13 protein-coding genes and 2 tRNA genes are annotated in these 17,397 nt (G+C 32.6%); 8 read left to right on the top strand and 7 right to left on the bottom strand.

Features of this window, described 5'->3' with window-relative positions; genetic code table 11:
• Positions 1–99 precede the first annotated feature (99 nt).
• Positions 100–1,311 carry a beta-ketoacyl-ACP synthase I gene (gene fabB / locus AC5LXV_RS11265; protein ID WP_110423267.1) on the bottom strand — a complete coding sequence of 404 codons (1,212 nt, stop codon included), beginning with the start codon at positions 1,309–1,311 and terminating at the stop codon, positions 100–102.
• A 311-nt stretch (positions 1,312–1,622) separates the two neighbouring features.
• On the opposite strand from fabB, the gene AC5LXV_RS11260 reads away from it, so the two are divergent.
• Positions 1,623–2,888, top strand: a complete 1,266-nt coding sequence (locus AC5LXV_RS11260) for a putative DNA modification/repair radical SAM protein (protein WP_493467998.1) — start codon at positions 1,623–1,625, stop codon at positions 2,886–2,888.
• Positions 2,889–2,891: 3 nt separating this feature from the next.
• On the top strand, positions 2,892–3,683 hold the full coding sequence (locus AC5LXV_RS11255) for a TIGR03915 family putative DNA repair protein (RefSeq protein ID WP_110433315.1): 792 nt from the start codon (positions 2,892–2,894) through the stop codon (positions 3,681–3,683).
• Positions 3,684–3,749: 66 nt separating this feature from the next.
• Here AC5LXV_RS11255 and AC5LXV_RS11250 read toward each other — a convergent pair whose 3' ends face one another.
• Positions 3,750–4,508 (bottom strand): MlaA family lipoprotein, encoded by a 759-nt coding sequence (locus AC5LXV_RS11250; RefSeq protein WP_493444853.1) that lies wholly within the window; start codon positions 4,506–4,508, stop codon positions 3,750–3,752.
• A gap of 127 nt (positions 4,509–4,635) precedes the next feature.
• Between AC5LXV_RS11250 and AC5LXV_RS11245 the strand changes: the two genes are divergently transcribed.
• Positions 4,636–4,707, top strand: a tRNA-Arg gene (locus AC5LXV_RS11245).
• Positions 4,708–5,906: 1,199 nt separating this feature from the next.
• Here AC5LXV_RS11245 and AC5LXV_RS11240 read toward each other — a convergent pair.
• On the bottom strand, positions 5,907–6,650 hold the full coding sequence (locus AC5LXV_RS11240; RefSeq protein ID WP_493466471.1) for an acyltransferase: 744 nt from the start codon (positions 6,648–6,650) through the stop codon (positions 5,907–5,909).
• Positions 6,651–7,481: 831 nt separating this feature from the next.
• Positions 7,482–8,063, bottom strand: a complete 582-nt coding sequence (locus tag AC5LXV_RS11235; protein ID WP_493466470.1) for a serine acetyltransferase — start codon at positions 8,061–8,063, stop codon at positions 7,482–7,484.
• 1,060 nt (positions 8,064–9,123) lie between these two features.
• On the opposite strand from AC5LXV_RS11235, the gene AC5LXV_RS11230 reads away from it, so the two are divergent.
• The 3 genes from AC5LXV_RS11230 to AC5LXV_RS11220 all read left to right on the top strand — a co-directional run bounded on the left by AC5LXV_RS11230 (position 9,124) and on the right by AC5LXV_RS11220 (position 13,162).
• Positions 9,124–11,328, top strand: a complete 2,205-nt coding sequence (locus tag AC5LXV_RS11230; RefSeq protein ID WP_493466469.1) for an SGNH/GDSL hydrolase family protein — start codon at positions 9,124–9,126, stop codon at positions 11,326–11,328.
• 948 nt (positions 11,329–12,276) lie between these two features.
• Entirely contained in the window at positions 12,277–12,828 is a 552-nt protein-coding gene (locus tag AC5LXV_RS11225) for a hypothetical protein (RefSeq protein WP_493466468.1), read from the top strand.
• Between the two features lies 1 nt (position 12,829).
• Entirely contained in the window at positions 12,830–13,162 is a 333-nt protein-coding gene (locus tag AC5LXV_RS11220) for a tail fiber assembly protein (protein WP_493451499.1), read from the top strand.
• Positions 13,163–13,232: 70 nt separating this feature from the next.
• On the opposite strand, the gene AC5LXV_RS11215 is transcribed toward AC5LXV_RS11220, so the two are convergent.
• The gene (locus AC5LXV_RS11215; protein ID WP_493467974.1) at positions 13,233–14,177 is read right to left on the bottom strand and encodes an IS3 family transposase; all 945 of its coding nucleotides are present in this window, start codon (positions 14,175–14,177) and stop codon (positions 13,233–13,235) included.
• Complete coding sequence (locus tag AC5LXV_RS11210; protein ID WP_493466467.1) at positions 14,075–14,581, bottom strand: helix-turn-helix domain-containing protein; 507 nt, start codon at positions 14,579–14,581, stop codon at positions 14,075–14,077. The genes AC5LXV_RS11215 and AC5LXV_RS11210 overlap by 103 nt, the downstream gene beginning before the upstream one ends.
• A 108-nt stretch (positions 14,582–14,689) precedes the next feature.
• Between AC5LXV_RS11210 and AC5LXV_RS11205 the strand changes: the two genes are divergently transcribed.
• Complete coding sequence (locus AC5LXV_RS11205) at positions 14,690–14,821, top strand: hypothetical protein (RefSeq protein ID WP_493466466.1); 132 nt, start codon at positions 14,690–14,692, stop codon at positions 14,819–14,821.
• Between the two features lie 274 nt (positions 14,822–15,095).
• Here AC5LXV_RS11205 and AC5LXV_RS11200 read toward each other — a convergent pair.
• Positions 15,096–15,172, bottom strand: a tRNA-Val gene (locus tag AC5LXV_RS11200).
• Between the two features lie 301 nt (positions 15,173–15,473).
• On the opposite strand from AC5LXV_RS11200, the gene recQ reads away from it, so the two are divergent.
• Positions 15,474–17,303, top strand: a complete 1,830-nt coding sequence (recQ, locus tag AC5LXV_RS11195; RefSeq protein ID WP_493466465.1) for a DNA helicase RecQ — start codon at positions 15,474–15,476, stop codon at positions 17,301–17,303.
• Positions 17,304–17,397: the final 94 nt, after the last annotated feature.

Genomic DNA, 17,397 nt, shown 5'->3' with positions numbered 1-17,397 from the left:
GCCTCATTTAGCATTTGATTGATTAAATAGTCTGCAACAAAAACCGCACTAACCATTGGTTAGTGCGGTTTTCAACTTGGAGTTACATACAAACTGGTTTTATGCTTTATATTTTTTCATTACAATTGAAGCATTAGTACCACCAAAACCGAAGCTATTTGACATGACTGTGGTTAATTCACGCTCGGTTGGTTCGGTAATAATGTTCATGCCTACTGCTTCATCAGCAAGTTCATCAATATTGATGCTTGGTGTAATAAAACCATGTTCTAGCATAAGTAGTGAGTAGATCAATTCTTGGGCTCCCGTTGCACTTAATGAGTGACCTGTCATTGATTTAGTTGAAGAGATAGCCGGGATGTTATCACCAAATACTTGTTTAATTGCCCATAATTCTTTAACGTCACCAACAGGAGTTGAAGTACCGTGAGTATTGATATAATCAACTGGTCCATCAAGATCTTGAATAGCTAGTTGCATACAACGCATTGCACCTTCACCAGATGGTGCAACCATGTCGTAACCATCAGATGTTGCGCCATAACCAACTAATTCACCATAGATGTGCGCGCCACGAGCAAGAGCATGTTCAAGTTCTTCAACTACCACCATTCCTGCACCGCCAGCGATAACGAAACCATCACGGTTTTTATCATAAGCACGTGATGCTTTTTCTGGTGTGTCATTGTATTTGGTGGATAATGCACCCATAGCGTCAAATTCACATGACATTTCCCAACATAATTCTTCACCACCACCAGCAAAAACCACGTCTTGTTTACCAAGTTGGATAAGCTCGGCCGCATGACCAATACAGTGAACAGAGGTTGCACAAGCAGATGTCATTGAGTAGCTAATACCTTTAATTTTAAATGGGGTGGCTAAACATGCAGAAATCGCTGATGACATTGATTTCGTTACTGCATAAGGACCAACACCGCGTAAACCTTTTTCTTTCATGCCAGCAACCACATTATATTGAGTTTTGGTTGAACCACCATAACCAGCGATAAGACCTGTGCGCGGATTAGATACTTGTTCTGGGGTTAATTTTGCATCTTCAATTGCTTGTTGTAGTGCAAGATATCCATAAATAGAAGCATCATTCATAAAACGGACAACTTTACGATCTATTAATCCAGTGGTGTCTAATTTTACATTACCACATACATGACTTCGCATTCCGCTATCTTTCATTTCTTGCGAGAAAGTAATACCGCTTCGGCCCACTCTCAACGACTCTAAAACTTCTTTGGTATTATTTCCGATGCTTGAAAGAATACCTAATCCGGTAATAACTACACGTTTCATCTAATGCTCTACTCCTAAGTTAACTGGCTTCATATGAAAAATTGGACTGATTATAGCGTACACTTGTAAGCTGAACAATACCCTACGATTGATTTTATTTATAAATTTTTAAATAAGATGAGGTTTGTAAAATAAGTTATCAATAGCATTAACCCTCTTTACATTTTCTTAATGCTTTCTTAATGAAATTGGCTATAAAAGTGGTTTAATGGCACACATTTTTTGTTATTTGCGATCTGATTATTTACTTGCGAAGGCATCTAAAATAGTTATAATACTGTTAATATATACAGTTATTGGTAATGATTATGATTCAAGACAAAATGATATCAAAGCTTGAGATATTGGCGGAATCTGCGAAATACGATATTTCGTGTGCCTCCAGCGGTACTTCTCGCAGTAATAAAAACAAAGGTATTGGTAGTGCTTCACGTTGTGGTATCTGTCATTCCTTTACCGCCGACGGTCGATGTGTCTCGTTACTAAAAATCATGTTGACCAATTACTGTATGTTTGATTGTGCTTACTGTATCAATCGCCAAAGCAATGATATTCCTCGCGCTGGATTTACACCGAAAGAGTTAGCCGATTTAACGATTGAATTTTATCGTCGTAATTATATTGAAGGGCTTTTTTTAAGCTCTGGTATTGTGCGTAGTGCTGATCATACCATGGAAAAAATGATTCGCGTGGTTAAAATTTTACGTCAAGAATATCACTTCAATGGTTATATCCATATGAAGGCGATCCCCGGGGCAAGTAATGAATTAATTCGTGAAGCAGGGTTATTGGTAGACCGAATGAGTGTCAATCTTGAGATCCCAACGGAACGCAATTTAAAACTGCTTGCGCCGGATAAAGATCATCAAACCATCTATCAACCTATGCGCCATATTCAACAAAATTTGCTGGAAAATATTGAAGACCGTAAAAAACTCAAATCCACACCAAAATTTGTCCCTGCAGGACAAAGCACGCAGGTAATTATTGGCGCGACAGATGAAACCGATAATCAAATATTACAACTTACCGCTAAGTTATATAAGCGGCCAAGTATGAAGCGAGTTTACTATTCAGGATTTATTCCGGTAAATAGTTATGATAAACGTTTACCCGTACTGCAAGAAGTACCAAGAGTGCGTGAAAACCGTCTTTATCAAGCGGATTGGTTATTGCGCTTTTATGATTTTAATGTCGATGAGATTGTTAATGATGAACATCCTGATCTTGATTTAACCGTTGACCCTAAATTATCTTGGGCGATTCGTAATCCTCAATTTTTTCCGGTCGATATTAATCGCGCTAGTTATCAAAAGATTCTGCGAGTACCCGGTATTGGTGTTAAATCAGCAAAATTAATTGTGATGGCAAGACGACATCGAAAGCTCAATATCGAAGCGTTAAAACGGATCGGCGTGGTGCTTAAACGTGCGCAATTTTTTATTGTTTGTCATGAAATGACAACCTATAAATTACTTGATTCATCCGCTGAATATATTCGACTTAGCTTGCAAGATCAGCCTCTGATTGAAGTTAACAAAGATCCTATTCCACAACAACTAGTGATGGGGTGGTAAGCTATGCTTGGGTTTTATTATGACAAAACTTTTGAAGGGCTGTTATGTGCGGTTTTTGATGCGTTTAAACTCAAAAAAATGCCTGAATGTTTGTTGACAACTGATGACATAGTGCCGCTTTTACTGTCAGAATCTCACCAAGTGGAATATCGGAACAGTAAATATGAAAGAGTATACACGGCGCTACAAAAAAAGTTATCGCCGATAGCCCTTAATCAAATCTTGTTTACTTGGTTATCTGAACTGCCTGAAAGTGACTTAATCATCTTTCGTTATATTTGCAAAGTTTTTAAATCAAACCGTTCAATTGAAACCGATTTTGGTGATCCAGATGTACTTGCAGTTCACGATATAGCAAAAAAAGTGAATAAAGAGAAGCATCATATCCAGCAATTTGTACGATTTAATAGTATCCAAAACCCAGCAAGCGATATTGATGAAAAAATCTATTTTGCGGTTATCGAGCCTATTTATAATGCTTTACCATTAACCACACGATTTTTCAAAGATCGCTATGCTGACCAAAAATGGGCAATTTATGATGAAAAGCGCCAGTATGGTTATTTTTATAATTTAGAAAAGCTTGAGCAAATTTCGTTAAATGAGGATGATCATCTCATTGTTGATAACAAAATCAATCAAGATTATTTGACAGATGATGAAAAGCGTTTTCAAACCATGTGGTATCGCTATTGTAATGCGCTAACGATCAAAGAAAGAATTAACCCTAAATTACAACGACAAAATATGCCAAAACGGTTTTGGCATCATTTGCCGGAAATGCAAGGAAAATAAAAAACGCCGAACAAATCGGCGTTTTTTATCAAATTTATCTAGTATTAATATTAAAGCAAGCGATAATTATTGGGCGTCGATATCGCTAATAATGCTGTTAATACTTTCTTGACGTTGTTTCTCTTTTTGCTCATCAACTTTACCGCCAGACGCATTAAAATCATTACGTTGGAAGTAAGCATTACGCATAAAGTTATAAGGATCATCACTATTTTTAAGTAAATCTTCATACTCAATTGCTACGGCGCGAAGTTCTATACCATCAACAGCGCCACGCACTAATGCCCATTCCCAGTCTAACCAAACAAGTGGTGGATACAAAGAATCAACAAGATCACCACCTTCTTGACGAAGGGTTGCTGAACCATAGAAAGGCAAAACAACATAAGGACCATAAGGCACATCGTAATGACCTAATGTCTGACCAAAACTATGTTTAGCACCTTTTTGTAACTGAGGATCAGCCATTCCTGCAACATCAAAAATACCAACTACACCAAAAACGCTATTGATGAAGAATCTGGCTAAATGTTTACCCGATTCTCGTCCTTCACCTTGTAACGCACTATTGACAACCGATGCAGGTTCAGAGAGGTTAGATGAAAAATTCACGACGCCTTTACGTACTGGTGTAGGTACGTAATCCTTCCAAACTACAGCAGCAGGACGTAAAATATACGGGTCAAGTGCATAGTAGTTAACATTAAACATGGTTTTATTAAAACCCGATAATGGGTCACTATAACTATTTGTTTCAGGTTGATAGGTTGCGCAACTAGTTAGTGCCATAACCGAGAACATCATACCTATTATTCTTTTTTTCATAATGTTACCGAATAAAAATAATAAATTGCCGAATAGATGAATTGTATCATGTTTGCTCAAAATAGAAAATTTTTCATTAATTAAATGGCATTATCTTGATAAATTTATTAGAATAATCGTCGTTGCTGACCTCATAGTTAAATGGATATAACGAGCCCCTCCTAAGGGCTAGTTGCAGGTTCGATTCCTGCTGGGGTCAAATTTAATATGTTAATCTATTCTATAAATTTATCAACTATCAAGCACTGATTGGATTTTTTTAAAATCTAGGCCATCTTTAAATTGTTTTCTGACCTTTTCCCATTCTGCTTCTCAATATTTAAAAGGATTTGGTAAATTTTTTGCGAATCATATAATCTGCGCTTCCAATTAGAGTGTCTTATATCACTAATCCTAGTTTATAGAAGAATTTCTTCTTTAACAAAATAAACGAGTTTAAGCATTTTTTGCTGAGTAGTTATGGCAATTTGGTAACGCTATCCCTTTGGTTACCAACAACAAATTGTATAATATTTGTGAAGTAAAATTTTGCAAGACTGATAGCGAATAAGTTTTATCAATGCAGTAGCGCTTTCTGATGATGCTAATAAGCAATTAGATCGAATTATTAGGAGGTTAACAATAAACAGGAAAAGTTATATTATCAAATTAGGTGAATATTCTATTTCTTGAAAAACATGAAAGACGATAATCTTAGAAAGGTTCACGAATTGATTCAAAATAAACCGTGGTGCGACGACATTCTAGATCAAATTCAAAAGTTGATTGACAATGAAAAATGCCTACCCATCAAACGCATGATGTCAATGAGTATGAGCTCAGTTATAAATCAAATTGAAAATCAGAGGTAGATCCTCGCTTAATTGGTGGGTAATATTCTTGCAATCAAAAAAATTGATTAATTAAACGATAATAAATAATTAATTTGTTTATATAGTTTTTATATTTGATCACTATAAAATAAGAAATTGGGAGTTTATTTATATGTAATTTATTTGATTCAAATTTTAAATTTCCCTACATTTTAAGAATATTTTTAATCTTTAAGCATTCAATAGTGCATATAATTGTTCATTTTAATATTGTGACTTCTGATAAAATACGATTGGTATTTTCTATTTTGATATACGATTTTTAGCTTTCTAACATTAATGTAAAGATTTAAAAGATGAATTAATAAGTTTGTAAAATTTATAAACTAACTTGATTTAAGAAAATGATCAATTCGTTTAAGATGGTTATTAATGGTTAGAATTTATAAATCAGAAAGTTAGAAAACTTTGAAATAAAATTTTAAAATAAACGCTTAATGATGATGCAAAAAAATAGATAAGCTCATAATCAAGTTGATTAGAATTATGTTTGTTGTTATAAAATAGATTATAGTTCCATTATTACCTATTGAAATTTTATATAATCACTAATTCTGCAAATATGCCAGTCAATATTTTTCTTTATGATTTTTGCAGGATTACCACCAAGAATTACATTTTTTTCTAAAAAATTCTTGGTTACAACGCTACCCATTGCAACAATTGAATTATCAGATATTTGCGTATTTTTAGTTAATAATACTCTTTCACCAATCCAACAATGATCACCGATTGTTATATAATGATTAGGTTTATTTAAGATTTCTCTAGAACCATGGTCTAAAATTGTATGACCGTCGCCACTCATAGCTTTTATTCCTTGGGAGTACAAACATTCATTTCCTGATATAAATCCTGAATTATGTTCACAACATATAATAGATAATCCACCTTGAATTTTATTATTTCTACCAAAACTAATAAAAAAATTATCAGCTAAATCAGCAATTATTTCTAAATTATTCAGTTCACTATCTCCTTCAATTTTTAAGGTACCATTATTTGAATAGTCTATTTTAATAGATGAATTTTTGAATATAGTGTTACTATCAATAATAATAGTATTATTATTACCAGTAATATGGAGATTAATCCCAATTAAATAATTTTGATAATTGAAGTTATTTATTTGTATTTCGTTATTATTATCTTTATAAATAATTTTGTTATTTTCACCAAAAATAATAGGAGGGAGAATTTCTGCTACAGTTTCTTGTTCGTTTCTTTCTGAGTCTGACTTTTTGCCAAATAACTTGAATATGTTTAACATTTAAATAACTCTCTTAATTACTTTTTACCACCTTACTGTTTACTGAAATTTTATATATTAAATATAAAACATTATGTTACAAAAAATAGTTTCTTAATTTAAATTATAAAGTGTTAATAATACATCTTTTTTAATATTTTGTAAAAATAAAATGATAGTCAAAAAATTAAAAAACATCTATTTAGGTATAAACTCTATTTATTCAGTTATTACTTTATTTAAGAGAGTTAATTAGGGTTAATTTAGTATATGCTCGTTTTTTCAGACAAGTTATTTTCGAAACTAAAAATTTAGAATTAAGAAATAGCGTTTAGAATTAGTACTCTAGGCTGGATTCATACCAATGGCTTATAATTATGTCACGTAGATATGTATAGAGTACAATTATCGACAATTATTGAATAATAGCGCAATCTTAACTAAAAATGATTGCGCTATTATAAGTTTTGAAGATGAAGGTTAATAAAAACTTCCATATGGATTGATTTTTCAATGAGTTGAGCCTATTTCATCTGCATATGTAGAATTAAGATTGATAATAACATTGCTGGCAGCAGTTAAGACAAAAATCTTAAATTTGTGGTTACAATGATTGGTACAATTTAGGTAGCAATTGATCGTCTATTTCTGGAGTGTAGTTATGATCGTTGTGTGTATCTATGATGGAACTTTTGACAGTTAGTTAGATATTGTAGCTATCTGATGCCATTTTAATATAAATCAGTTATTTTAATATATAGAAGATAGTAGCGAATTACTGAAATTTCTATAAGCATAAAAAAGTTAAGCCAACTAGATATTTCGCTAAACATAATGGGTCTAGCTAATAATTTAATAGATTATTTTTTCAATGATTTTATTCTTTTTCTCAGTGTAAACAATACAGTTATTGGGAATATCTCGAGTGATAAATGACATCGCGCCTATCTCTGTATTGTCACCTATTTTTATTTCACCACCCAAAATTACGCTTGATGCTCCAATCTTTACATTATCTCCAATTATTACCTTGAGAGGGTGGCTTTTCCAGCCTATAGTCACATTTTGGCGGCAAATAAAGTTATTCCCGATCTCTGCATTACCGTTAATGACAATGCCACAGAAGTGACTTATAAAAGGATTAAATCCAATATCTACATTTAAGGTTATTTCAATATTATAGTTTTTGATTAAGCCTAGGTTTATTAAATTAGAGATTGATTTTTGTTTTTTGCTTCCATGTAGATGCATTTCTCTAGCAAGCCTCCACCAAAACCAATAACGGGGGTTAAGGTCTGTTGAGCGTGTGATAGTTTTTAGTAGTCTTGACCATTTAAATTTTCTTCTTTTGATTATATCTCTTCGCCAATGTTCTTTTAATTGACTTAAATTATGAGTCATTAAAAAATGAATTATATGAAAATACTTAAACATTTTTGCTCCTTTTATACTAATTAAATAATATCATAAATGAAATAGGACATATAGCCCTTAACATTAAGTTAAGCGCTTTTTAGGTTGATAAATCTGATATAATATTCACAATTAATACTTCATAGCATCTAACTATATAACAAAATGTATTATATTCTACATAGTGATATCAGTTTAGTAGCAAACAAAGTTATGATCGTCGTGAGTATTGAGCACGTAATATTAGCCCGACACTTCTATTTCATTATCATTGGGCGTCATCCTAATATAAATAGATGTATTTTATTGTTAGTATGAGATTGAAAATAGTTAGTTTTATGAATCATAAACTAAAATATTTTTATTCTTTAATTTTATTAATCAAATAGTTGTAATTTAATTATTAATCCTATCGTGACGGTCCTAGTGGGAAATGTTCTTTAGACGAATTGCATAAAATCTACCTACAACATGCAATAATGATTTCTCTTTTTATATAAATTTGAAGTGTAGATATTCCAAAGTTGGTTAAAGAAAGATTTTAACCGTGATTATGATCGTTTTATTTTTTGGCTCGGAATGGCGAGAAAGGGATTTTCAAAGAAGATGGACAAAAGCTTTGAAAATCTATCAAAAAAATTCAATACTAAATGAGAGAAATCAAAATATATCAACACTTCAAAACACCATCGCTATAGATATGTGGGAAGATGATGTAGAAATGCTAAGATTATAGCTAAATATAGAATTTTGTAAATGCGTTGTGATATCGAACATTAATGGCTCAACCAACCTAAATAAAGTTAACTGATACACAAAACCCCTTGGTTATTTTATTTGAAGTTTTATTTATTTTATTAATTACCTTTAGTTGACTTCTCTTGTAACGTTTTTATTACAAATCCATTCATTAACTTAATTTTTTAGTTTATGTCATTATTTTTAGCGAGTCATTTTATAATATGCAAATCCAATGCACTGCACTAAATAAAGTGCTCATAAACTAAACATTACAATAAAAACAATTAACTTTTTCAATTACCTTATTGGTGATTTGAGATTTTATTTCAGGGATAAGTATATGAGTGAAAATGTAACTAATTATCAGAAAACGACTAGTTCTAAAACTAATGCGAAATCAACTGCTGATACAACGAAAGTAACTGCTGACAAAACCAAAAGGTGGATGTCGAATACTACTGATAATAACGCATCGAATTACCCGCAAGACGGGAAGAACTATAGCGAAGAAAATCAAAGTATTAGAAATATTGAGTATCCGATCAATTCAAAGAATGCTACTACTAAAGATTATGTTTTAATTACTGACATTGTTTCTGATTTAAGTTTAGATTCTAGAAATGTTTGCTATTCACAAAGTAAAAAAATCTTTGTGCCTAAAGGTGTTTCAGTAAGATGCAATTTATTACCAACGGATGATGTCAGGAAATTTCTAGGCCAAGGAAATTTATTAACTAAAGATCCATGGGGTTATGAACACGTTTTTAATATAGATAAAGCAATAAATGGCTCAAATTTTGGTGTTAAAAATATTATTCATCAAGCGGCTAGTAGAAAAGGAGTATCACCATGTTCGGTAGGCGTAGTTGGGGATTCAATATCTGACGGTGCTTGGGGTAAACAATCGTGGAGACAAAATCCGAATTCTGGCGCTCCGGATTACAATTTATCTTCAACTAACTACAATCATTCGTATGCCGGTGGTAGTCATAGCTGGGCTGCTCATTTTGAACAATCGGCTAAATATATTGCCTCCAGATGGTCACCTTATGCATTTTTAAATCTATACAATATTTCGTTAAATAGTATGAAACTAATCGATGGTTGGGCTTATAGAAATTTTGATTATGGTTTTTTTCAAAATTCAGCATACGGAAATACGGCGCCTGACAGCTTGCTTATCGCAATGGGATGGAATGATGTACCTAAAGATTTTAATCAATATTTAGATTCATTCGATGCGCTTATAAGGAAAGCATGGGGGTATGGTTGCGCGGTAGGTTGTGTGACAGTAAATCAAAATAATGAGCTAAGAAGCGCTTTCGAACAATCCCTTAAATCTACGATTTTTGAAAACTATCCTAAAGTTGAATATTACGATTTATCTGAATATTTATTTAAAAAAGCATCAAAAAGCATTACAGATAATAGCTTGTTTTATATAAAATCGGATGGCTCTTTTGATACGATACATCCTCAGGAATTTGGGCAAGCCGTAATGGGTGATGCGTTCTCTTATGAAATATTTAAAAATTCATATATACCTTCATTTTGCCCAGGAGATAAATTGTTATCAAACACTGCTCCAAAATGGTGGGATTGCGTAACGTTATCAAATAAACATATTCAATTTAACTTTGTAAAATCCTCAGAAAGTATTGGATTAAATCAATTTGGTTATGATGCTGTTGCATCGATCGGCGCAGGCTCTAATGTAACCCTCAACGTATTAGTTTTTTGTGAAAAAGCTAATACGACACTTACAGTGTTGGAAAGTGGTACTTTTAAATTTACAAACAAAAATAGATATCACAATATTTCAGTGTTTTCAAATACAGGAAAGAGTTTTGGTGATTCAACACGTGACAATTTAAGATGTTTGTGTAAAAGAAAAAGGCTTGCCTCCGGTGTATTAAACGTAAACAAGCCACTTACCACATATGTGTGTAAACTTGAATATGGGTTAAACCGGATTGAAATTATTTACGACGGTTCACCATCAGAAATAACATGCCCAATTTTGATTTTTGGTGATTATTCAACTCATGGGATTAAATTTAATAATATTCGTTTAGCAAAAAAACCATCCAGTCATGCTCCGTGGGTTGATAATGAAAATATCAATACAATAGGTAGTAACGTTTTTGATGGTTTTCCTTTTTCTAAATTACCTAATTGGTTTGCAGATAGTAGATTGTATGCAGGGTATATTTCTGTTAACGAACCGTTAAGTGATAAAACAGGTATTTTATTAAATTATGATTCTGTATTTAATAATGCGATTTGTATTTATCGGGATGGGGACACATTGAAAGTTGGTACAATGATTAATGAATCTTTAACACTTGAAAATACTCAACTTAAGGGCGCTGAAACGTTTAAAATTTATTCATATCAATCCGGAACAGAAACTCAAATAGTCATTAATTCTGAAAATGAATCAGTAATAAAGAAATATCCTATAAATGGGGGAGTAATTGGTGTTATTAATGATAATAGCTATAATAGTATTTTTAATTTATCAGCACAATATCAGAAGCTGTAATTTACTATCTATTTGTAATTATATTTCACATATAGAAACATATTATAATTATAAATAGATTTTTGATTTATTATCGCTTTTGGCATCAATGGTATTTTTACGGTATTTGTTTTTCTAACTTTTTTCATTTTGTCTAATAATTGCTTTATTAATTGTTATAACTTAATCCTGCAAGAAAATTCAAAGTGTTAATCAATAAAATATAGTTATTAACATTAAAGCAATTATTAGACATTTTTAGCAATATAGATTCTCATTAAATTCCTTTTTTGACTCGTTCATATTCTGCTTTTTAAACATTCTGAATATTTTGGGTTAATTATTTTTGCTAATTATATAATTAGCTTTCCAAATTAAAGGTTTCTTTTTTACTCATATTATTTAATGGTGAAATCAAAATTTACATTTGTTGAACCATTTCAATTTAATTGTCGCAATGGCAAAAAAATAGTTTTTAGATAAAAGATAGTATCATGAAAAATATTGCCATTTTCTAAATGGTATTGGTATCTGACAATCACGAATATCTAATGGCCAAAGCAACCAAAAGAAATCTCGTTGATAATCAAAAATATTAGTTTTATAGGCAAGGTTTTTATTAATATTTTATATTTTGAGATAACATTACCTATGCCACTTGTATCATTTTTTATTACAAATTCATTCATTAACTTATTTTTTTAGTTTATGTCATCATCCTTAGCGAGTCATTTTATGAAATGCAAATCCAATGCACTTTATAAAGTACTCATAAAGTGAAAATTACAGCAAACACAATTAACTCTTTCAATTACCTTAATTGGTGATTTGAATTTTTATTTAAAGGATGAATATATGAGTGAAAATTTAACTAATCCTCGATGTGCGACTACATCTGAATCATTGGGCATTGAAACACGCTCAATTATTAATAACAATCGACCCCGGATTTATTATAGGTGCTCAGACATGACAGGAAACGGAGCTTGGTATGAGGCCCTTACAACCGCTAATGCATCTGCTGATCTTGTTGGTGCTTTACCTGCGACAAAAAGTGTTGAAAATGGAACAACTACCCACTCAATATGTTCTAATGTTGAGTTCAAAAAAATGCCGACTGTGGATGGTAAATCATTAATTACAGATTTAACTGATGTTGATAATAAAATTAACTCAATTAGAGATAGTTTAAATACTGTTAGTAGTCGCGGATATATTGTTGAGTCATATCATAATGGTAACGCTTGGTGTCGAGTTTATTCAGATGGGTTCATTGAACAATCTGATGCTCAATATATAGAAACGAAGAGCATTAATGCGGTAAATGGAACATTTATTAATTTATTAAAACCTATGAAATCATATAATTATGGAATAAGCATCGATAAAGTTGATAGTGGCCCTTGGGCTCAAAATGAGTTTGCGTATTCTACCGTTTACTCAACTGGGTTTTGGCTTGCTTCATACACATCATGTCTTCCGGGTGCAGTGTTAGTTCGTTGGACAGTAAGAGGATATTAATATGACAATTACAAATCAAGAATATGCAGAAGCAGCGATAAAAGCTAACGAAGCAGGTAAGGCGTTAAAAATTGAAAACGGCAAATTAACTTTCGTTGATCCGCAACCAATGAAGTTAACAGATGAGCAAATTATTTATCAAAATCATCAGGTTAAACAATCTTTGTTGAAAGAAGCAAACGCCGAAATAGATATACTAAATGATAAAATAGAGTTTGATGAGGCAGCTGATGAAGATATAGCAATCCTAAAAAAATGGAAATTATATCGAATTAATCTAAAAAAATTAGACGTCAACGATATCAATCTCACTTTCCCAGAAAAGCCACATTAATTTTTTTAACACAATTACAATAATAAAAAACCACCTTCGTGAAGTGACCCCATAAAGTTGGACACTTTTATTAAGCGGCTTGTAAGGCCTGATTTCGAAATTCAACCGGAGTCAGGCCTTTTAATTTGGCTTTAATCCGTTTGGTGTTGTAGTATTCTATATATTCTTCTATTTTTTCAATCAATTCATCTGCATCTTGAAAGCATTGTCCATGGTACATTTCTGATTTTAATAGACCAAAAAAGTTTTCAGCTACCGCATTATCTAAACAATTTCCTTTTCTGGACATACTTTGTTTGATGCCATTATTAGCTAGTAGCTTCTGATAATGGCAATTTCTATATTGCCAGCCTTGGTCACTATGTAGTAACGGTTTTTCACACTGTTTTAATCGTGATATCCCTTTTTGAAGCATATCTGTCACCAAGGTCAAACGTGCATTTTTAGCCACTTTATAAGCGATTACTTCTTGATTATATAAATCGATAATGGGCGATAGGTAAATTTTCTGTTCATTTACCTTAAATTCTGTGACATCCGTTACCCATTTTTCATTTGGTTTCGATGATTCAAAATCTCTTTTAAGATAATTAGCTACTGTTTTACCTGTCTCTCCACGATAAGAACGATATTTTTTAGGTCTTACTGTCGATTTGAGATTAAGCTGACCCATTAAGCGTTGTACCGTTTTATGATTGAGCTTAATGCCTTCATTTATCAACGTTAAATGAATTCGCCGATAACCATAACGCCCTTTATGTTCATGGTAAATCGATTCTATACGTTTTAACTCATTTTCATAAGCAGACGGCATTTTCAACCTATTAACATGATAATAAAAAACACTTTTTGCCAGTTTTGTTGCTGATAGCAAATGTTTTAAAGAATACTGATATTTAAGAGCTAAAACAACTAACGTTTTTTCTTTGTTTGTTGACGTTTTGCTTGCTTCAGCTCTTCTAACTTTTTTAGAACAGCATTTTCTGCTCGTAAATAAGCAATTTCCTCTTTTAATTCTTCAATTGTTTTTTCATCATCACTGTGAGTGGGTTCAATACGGGTTCGCTTCATACATGGTCTTCCTCTGGAACGATATTCAAGCCCTCGGAAACCTTTTTTATGATATCTATCAAGCCAAACAAATAGAAGACCGGGGGAACTTAAATTAAGCATAGCACTAGTGTGCCCGAGAGACCAATTATTTGTCCACATTAATTTTAATGCTTGTAATCTTGCTTCGGCATGACGTAAATGAGGTGTTGGTTGAAAGGCGTTATCATCATGAATCGCAACCACTTGGGACCAATACCGAATCTGACGAGAAGATATCGCATATTTTTTTGAAAGAATTTTCGATGATTCTCCTGATAAGAATTCATTAGCTATGATAATTTTTAAATCTCGACTATATTTTGACATAAAAAGACCCTCAGTAATTGGTTGTCCAACTATTGGGGGTCACTTCATTCGGGTGGTTTTTATTATCTAAAATTGGAAAAAACAATACTATTTATTAATAGGAAACTAATGGCTTCCATAAATGATATATTGCTACTATATGAGTTATCTAATCAGAAGGGTAGTACACTCATTGGCTATCACGGCAGCAATCTACAAACTCAATTCGATAATCATGGACAATTTGCCTATTGGCTTTAACAAATGACTCCTAACAAATCTTCAGAGATATACGTCGTAATAGGTAAACTTGAAGTCTGGTATATTGGTAAATAGCCAACAAAACGCTACAGTTTAGTAAGGAACTAAAATCAATAGCTGAATTAGTGGTGTGATCAACTAAAATTTAGAAATTGAATTGCAAAATTAGCTATTTTGATATTAACAATACAAACTTCTTGTCGAAGGTTTTACCCCAACGTTTTTTTAAGCTAATTAGAATCTATTGTAAGGTTTGTAGAATAACGCGTTGAATTGGTACGCCCGGGTGGACTCGAACCACTGACCCCCACCATGTCAAGGTGATGCTCTAACCAACTGAGCTACGGGCGTATATTTTGGAAACACGCAAATATTAGCGGGCAAATAGTTTTGTTTCAAGTAAAATAATTAAAAATAGCTGTTTTTTTAATCTGTCGAACAAATTTGATGATAAAATAAGCAAATTTTATATTGAAAAGTCGAATAATAGTCACATTTTTATTATTCTATTTCTACTTTAATCTAAACGATTATTCGAAATTGATTCGATTTTTTATTATTGTTTATAAGTAAATGTGCGTTGCTAGTGGTTTGCTAGTTTTAAATTGGCTATACTCCACAACTTTATTAAGTATTACTGGTTCAGGTTATTATGTCGCTAAAAGATCAGATTGAAGATGTTCTACATAATGTTTTTGGCTATAAGTCATTTAGGAATCAACAAAAAGATATTATTGAATCAGTGATTGGCGGACGTGATGTTTTAACTGTTATTCCGACTGGTGGGGGTAAGTCCCTTTGTTACCAAATTCCGGCGGTTGTTTTGTCAGGTACTGCTTTGGTGATTTCTCCGCTTATTTCCTTAATGAAAGATCAGGTCGATCAGCTATTGGTAAATGGTATCCCTGCTGCTTTTTTAAATGCGACTCAATCTGGAACAGAACAACAATATATTATTCAGCAATATTTAAATCATTCAATAAAGCTATTATATATTTCTCCTGAACGATTGGCTGTTTCTTCTTTTTTGTCAATGATCGAGCAACATCCACCATCCTTAATTGCTATTGATGAAGCGCATTGTATTTCACAATGGGGACATGATTTTAGACCTGAATATCGTCAATTAAATCATTTATCAATGCGCTTTCCCAAAGTGCCAATCATCGCTCTTACTGCCACTGCCGATAAGATGACGCAGCAAGATATTCTTCACCAGCTTAATTTAGTCGATCCGTTGGTTGTCGTACGCAGTTTTGACCGGCCGAATATTCGTTATACGGTGGTGGAAAAATTTAATCTCACTGAGCAAGTAGTATCATTTATTGAAACCCAAAAAGGCAATAGTGGCATTGTTTACTGTTCTAGCCGTTCTAAAGTTGAGGATATGACAACCAGACTTGTGGCACGAGGGTTTTCTGCTATGGCTTATCATGCCGGTCTATCAACAAATGAGCGCCAAATGGCTCAAGAGAGTTTTTTAAAAGATAATACCCAAATTATTGTTGCAACGGTTGCTTTTGGAATGGGGATTAATAAGCCTAATGTAAGGTTTGTTGTCCATGCTGATTGTCCTCGTTCAATTGAGGCTTATTATCAAGAAACCGGTCGTGCAGGGCGTGATGGTGTGCCCGCAGAGGCGATACTATTATTTAATAATAAAGATTTAAATTGGTATCAGCAACAAATTGCTGAAAAATATGATAATGAGCAGAAACAAGTGGAACAGCATAAAATTGAGGCGATGGAGTCGTTTGCACAATGTATGACTTGTCGGCGGATTGTGTTGTTAAATTATTTTGGTGAACACCGTACCGAACCTTGTAATAACTGTGATATTTGTCTTTATCCGCCTGAGCAATATGATGGGTTGATTGATGCGCAAAAGGTTTTGTCTTGTGTTTATCGAGTCGAGCAACGTTATGGTGCGCAATATATTATCGATATTCTACGCGGGTCAGGACGTTCGCAAATTAAAGAAAATGGTCATGATAAGTTGTCGGTTTATGGGATTGGTAAAGAGCACTCGTCTGATTATTGGCATAGTGTGATTAGACAGTTAATTTTTTTAGGGTATTTACATCAAAATATTTCAACGTTTGTCACTTTGCAATTGACTGAAAATGCTCGGCCAATATTGAAAGGTGAAGTATCGTTAAAGTTAGCCAAACCACGATTAGAAATAGTTAAGAAAAGTCGTCTTAATCGTTATGCAAGGGCGATTAATTTAACCACTATTTTATCCTACGAAGAACGAATCTTATTTAATAATCTTAAGCGATTACGTAAACAAATTGCCGATATGGATGACATCCCTCCTTATATTGTATTTAGTGATGCAACCTTGCTTGAAATGGTGCAAACTATGCCAGACAGTAAGAAACAACTTATCAACGTGTCGGGTGTGGGTAAAATTAAATTAGAGAAATACGGTGATCTGTTTTTAGATGAGATTACTGATTTTACACTAAAGAACAGATAACCTGAGATTTAAGTTATTCAAATTACTCCATCGGTAAAAAAATTAAGAAAAGATGATTTTTAAATGAAAGATACCTTATTTAAGATGGTGTCTA

The organism is Gilliamella sp. LMG 34359, assembly GCF_984569085.1.
The sequence above is the reverse complement of the archived record's forward strand: the minus strand, read 5'-3'. Positions and strand labels throughout refer to the sequence as shown.

Coding starts and splice junctions, on each gene's coding strand:
- AC5LXV_RS11255 (WP_110433315.1), top strand. CDS start 2,892: ATGCTTGGGTTTTATTATGACAAAACTTTTGAAGGGCTGTTATGTGCG.
- AC5LXV_RS11205 (WP_493466466.1), top strand. CDS start 14,690: ATGGCTTCCATAAATGATATATTGCTACTATATGAGTTATCTAATCAG.
- AC5LXV_RS11250 (WP_493444853.1), bottom strand. CDS start 4,508: ATGAAAAAAAGAATAATAGGTATGATGTTCTCGGTTATGGCACTAACT.
- AC5LXV_RS11240 (WP_493466471.1), bottom strand. CDS start 6,650: ATGTTAAACATATTCAAGTTATTTGGCAAAAAGTCAGACTCAGAAAGA.
- recQ (WP_493466465.1), top strand. CDS start 15,474: ATGTCGCTAAAAGATCAGATTGAAGATGTTCTACATAATGTTTTTGGC.
- AC5LXV_RS11210 (WP_493466467.1), bottom strand. CDS start 14,581: ATGTCAAAATATAGTCGAGATTTAAAAATTATCATAGCTAATGAATTC.
- AC5LXV_RS11230 (WP_493466469.1), top strand. CDS start 9,124: ATGAGTGAAAATGTAACTAATTATCAGAAAACGACTAGTTCTAAAACT.
- AC5LXV_RS11235 (WP_493466470.1), bottom strand. CDS start 8,063: ATGTTTAAGTATTTTCATATAATTCATTTTTTAATGACTCATAATTTA.
- AC5LXV_RS11220 (WP_493451499.1), top strand. CDS start 12,830: ATGACAATTACAAATCAAGAATATGCAGAAGCAGCGATAAAAGCTAAC.
- fabB (WP_110423267.1), bottom strand. CDS start 1,311: ATGAAACGTGTAGTTATTACCGGATTAGGTATTCTTTCAAGCATCGGA.
- AC5LXV_RS11225 (WP_493466468.1), top strand. CDS start 12,277: ATGACAGGAAACGGAGCTTGGTATGAGGCCCTTACAACCGCTAATGCA.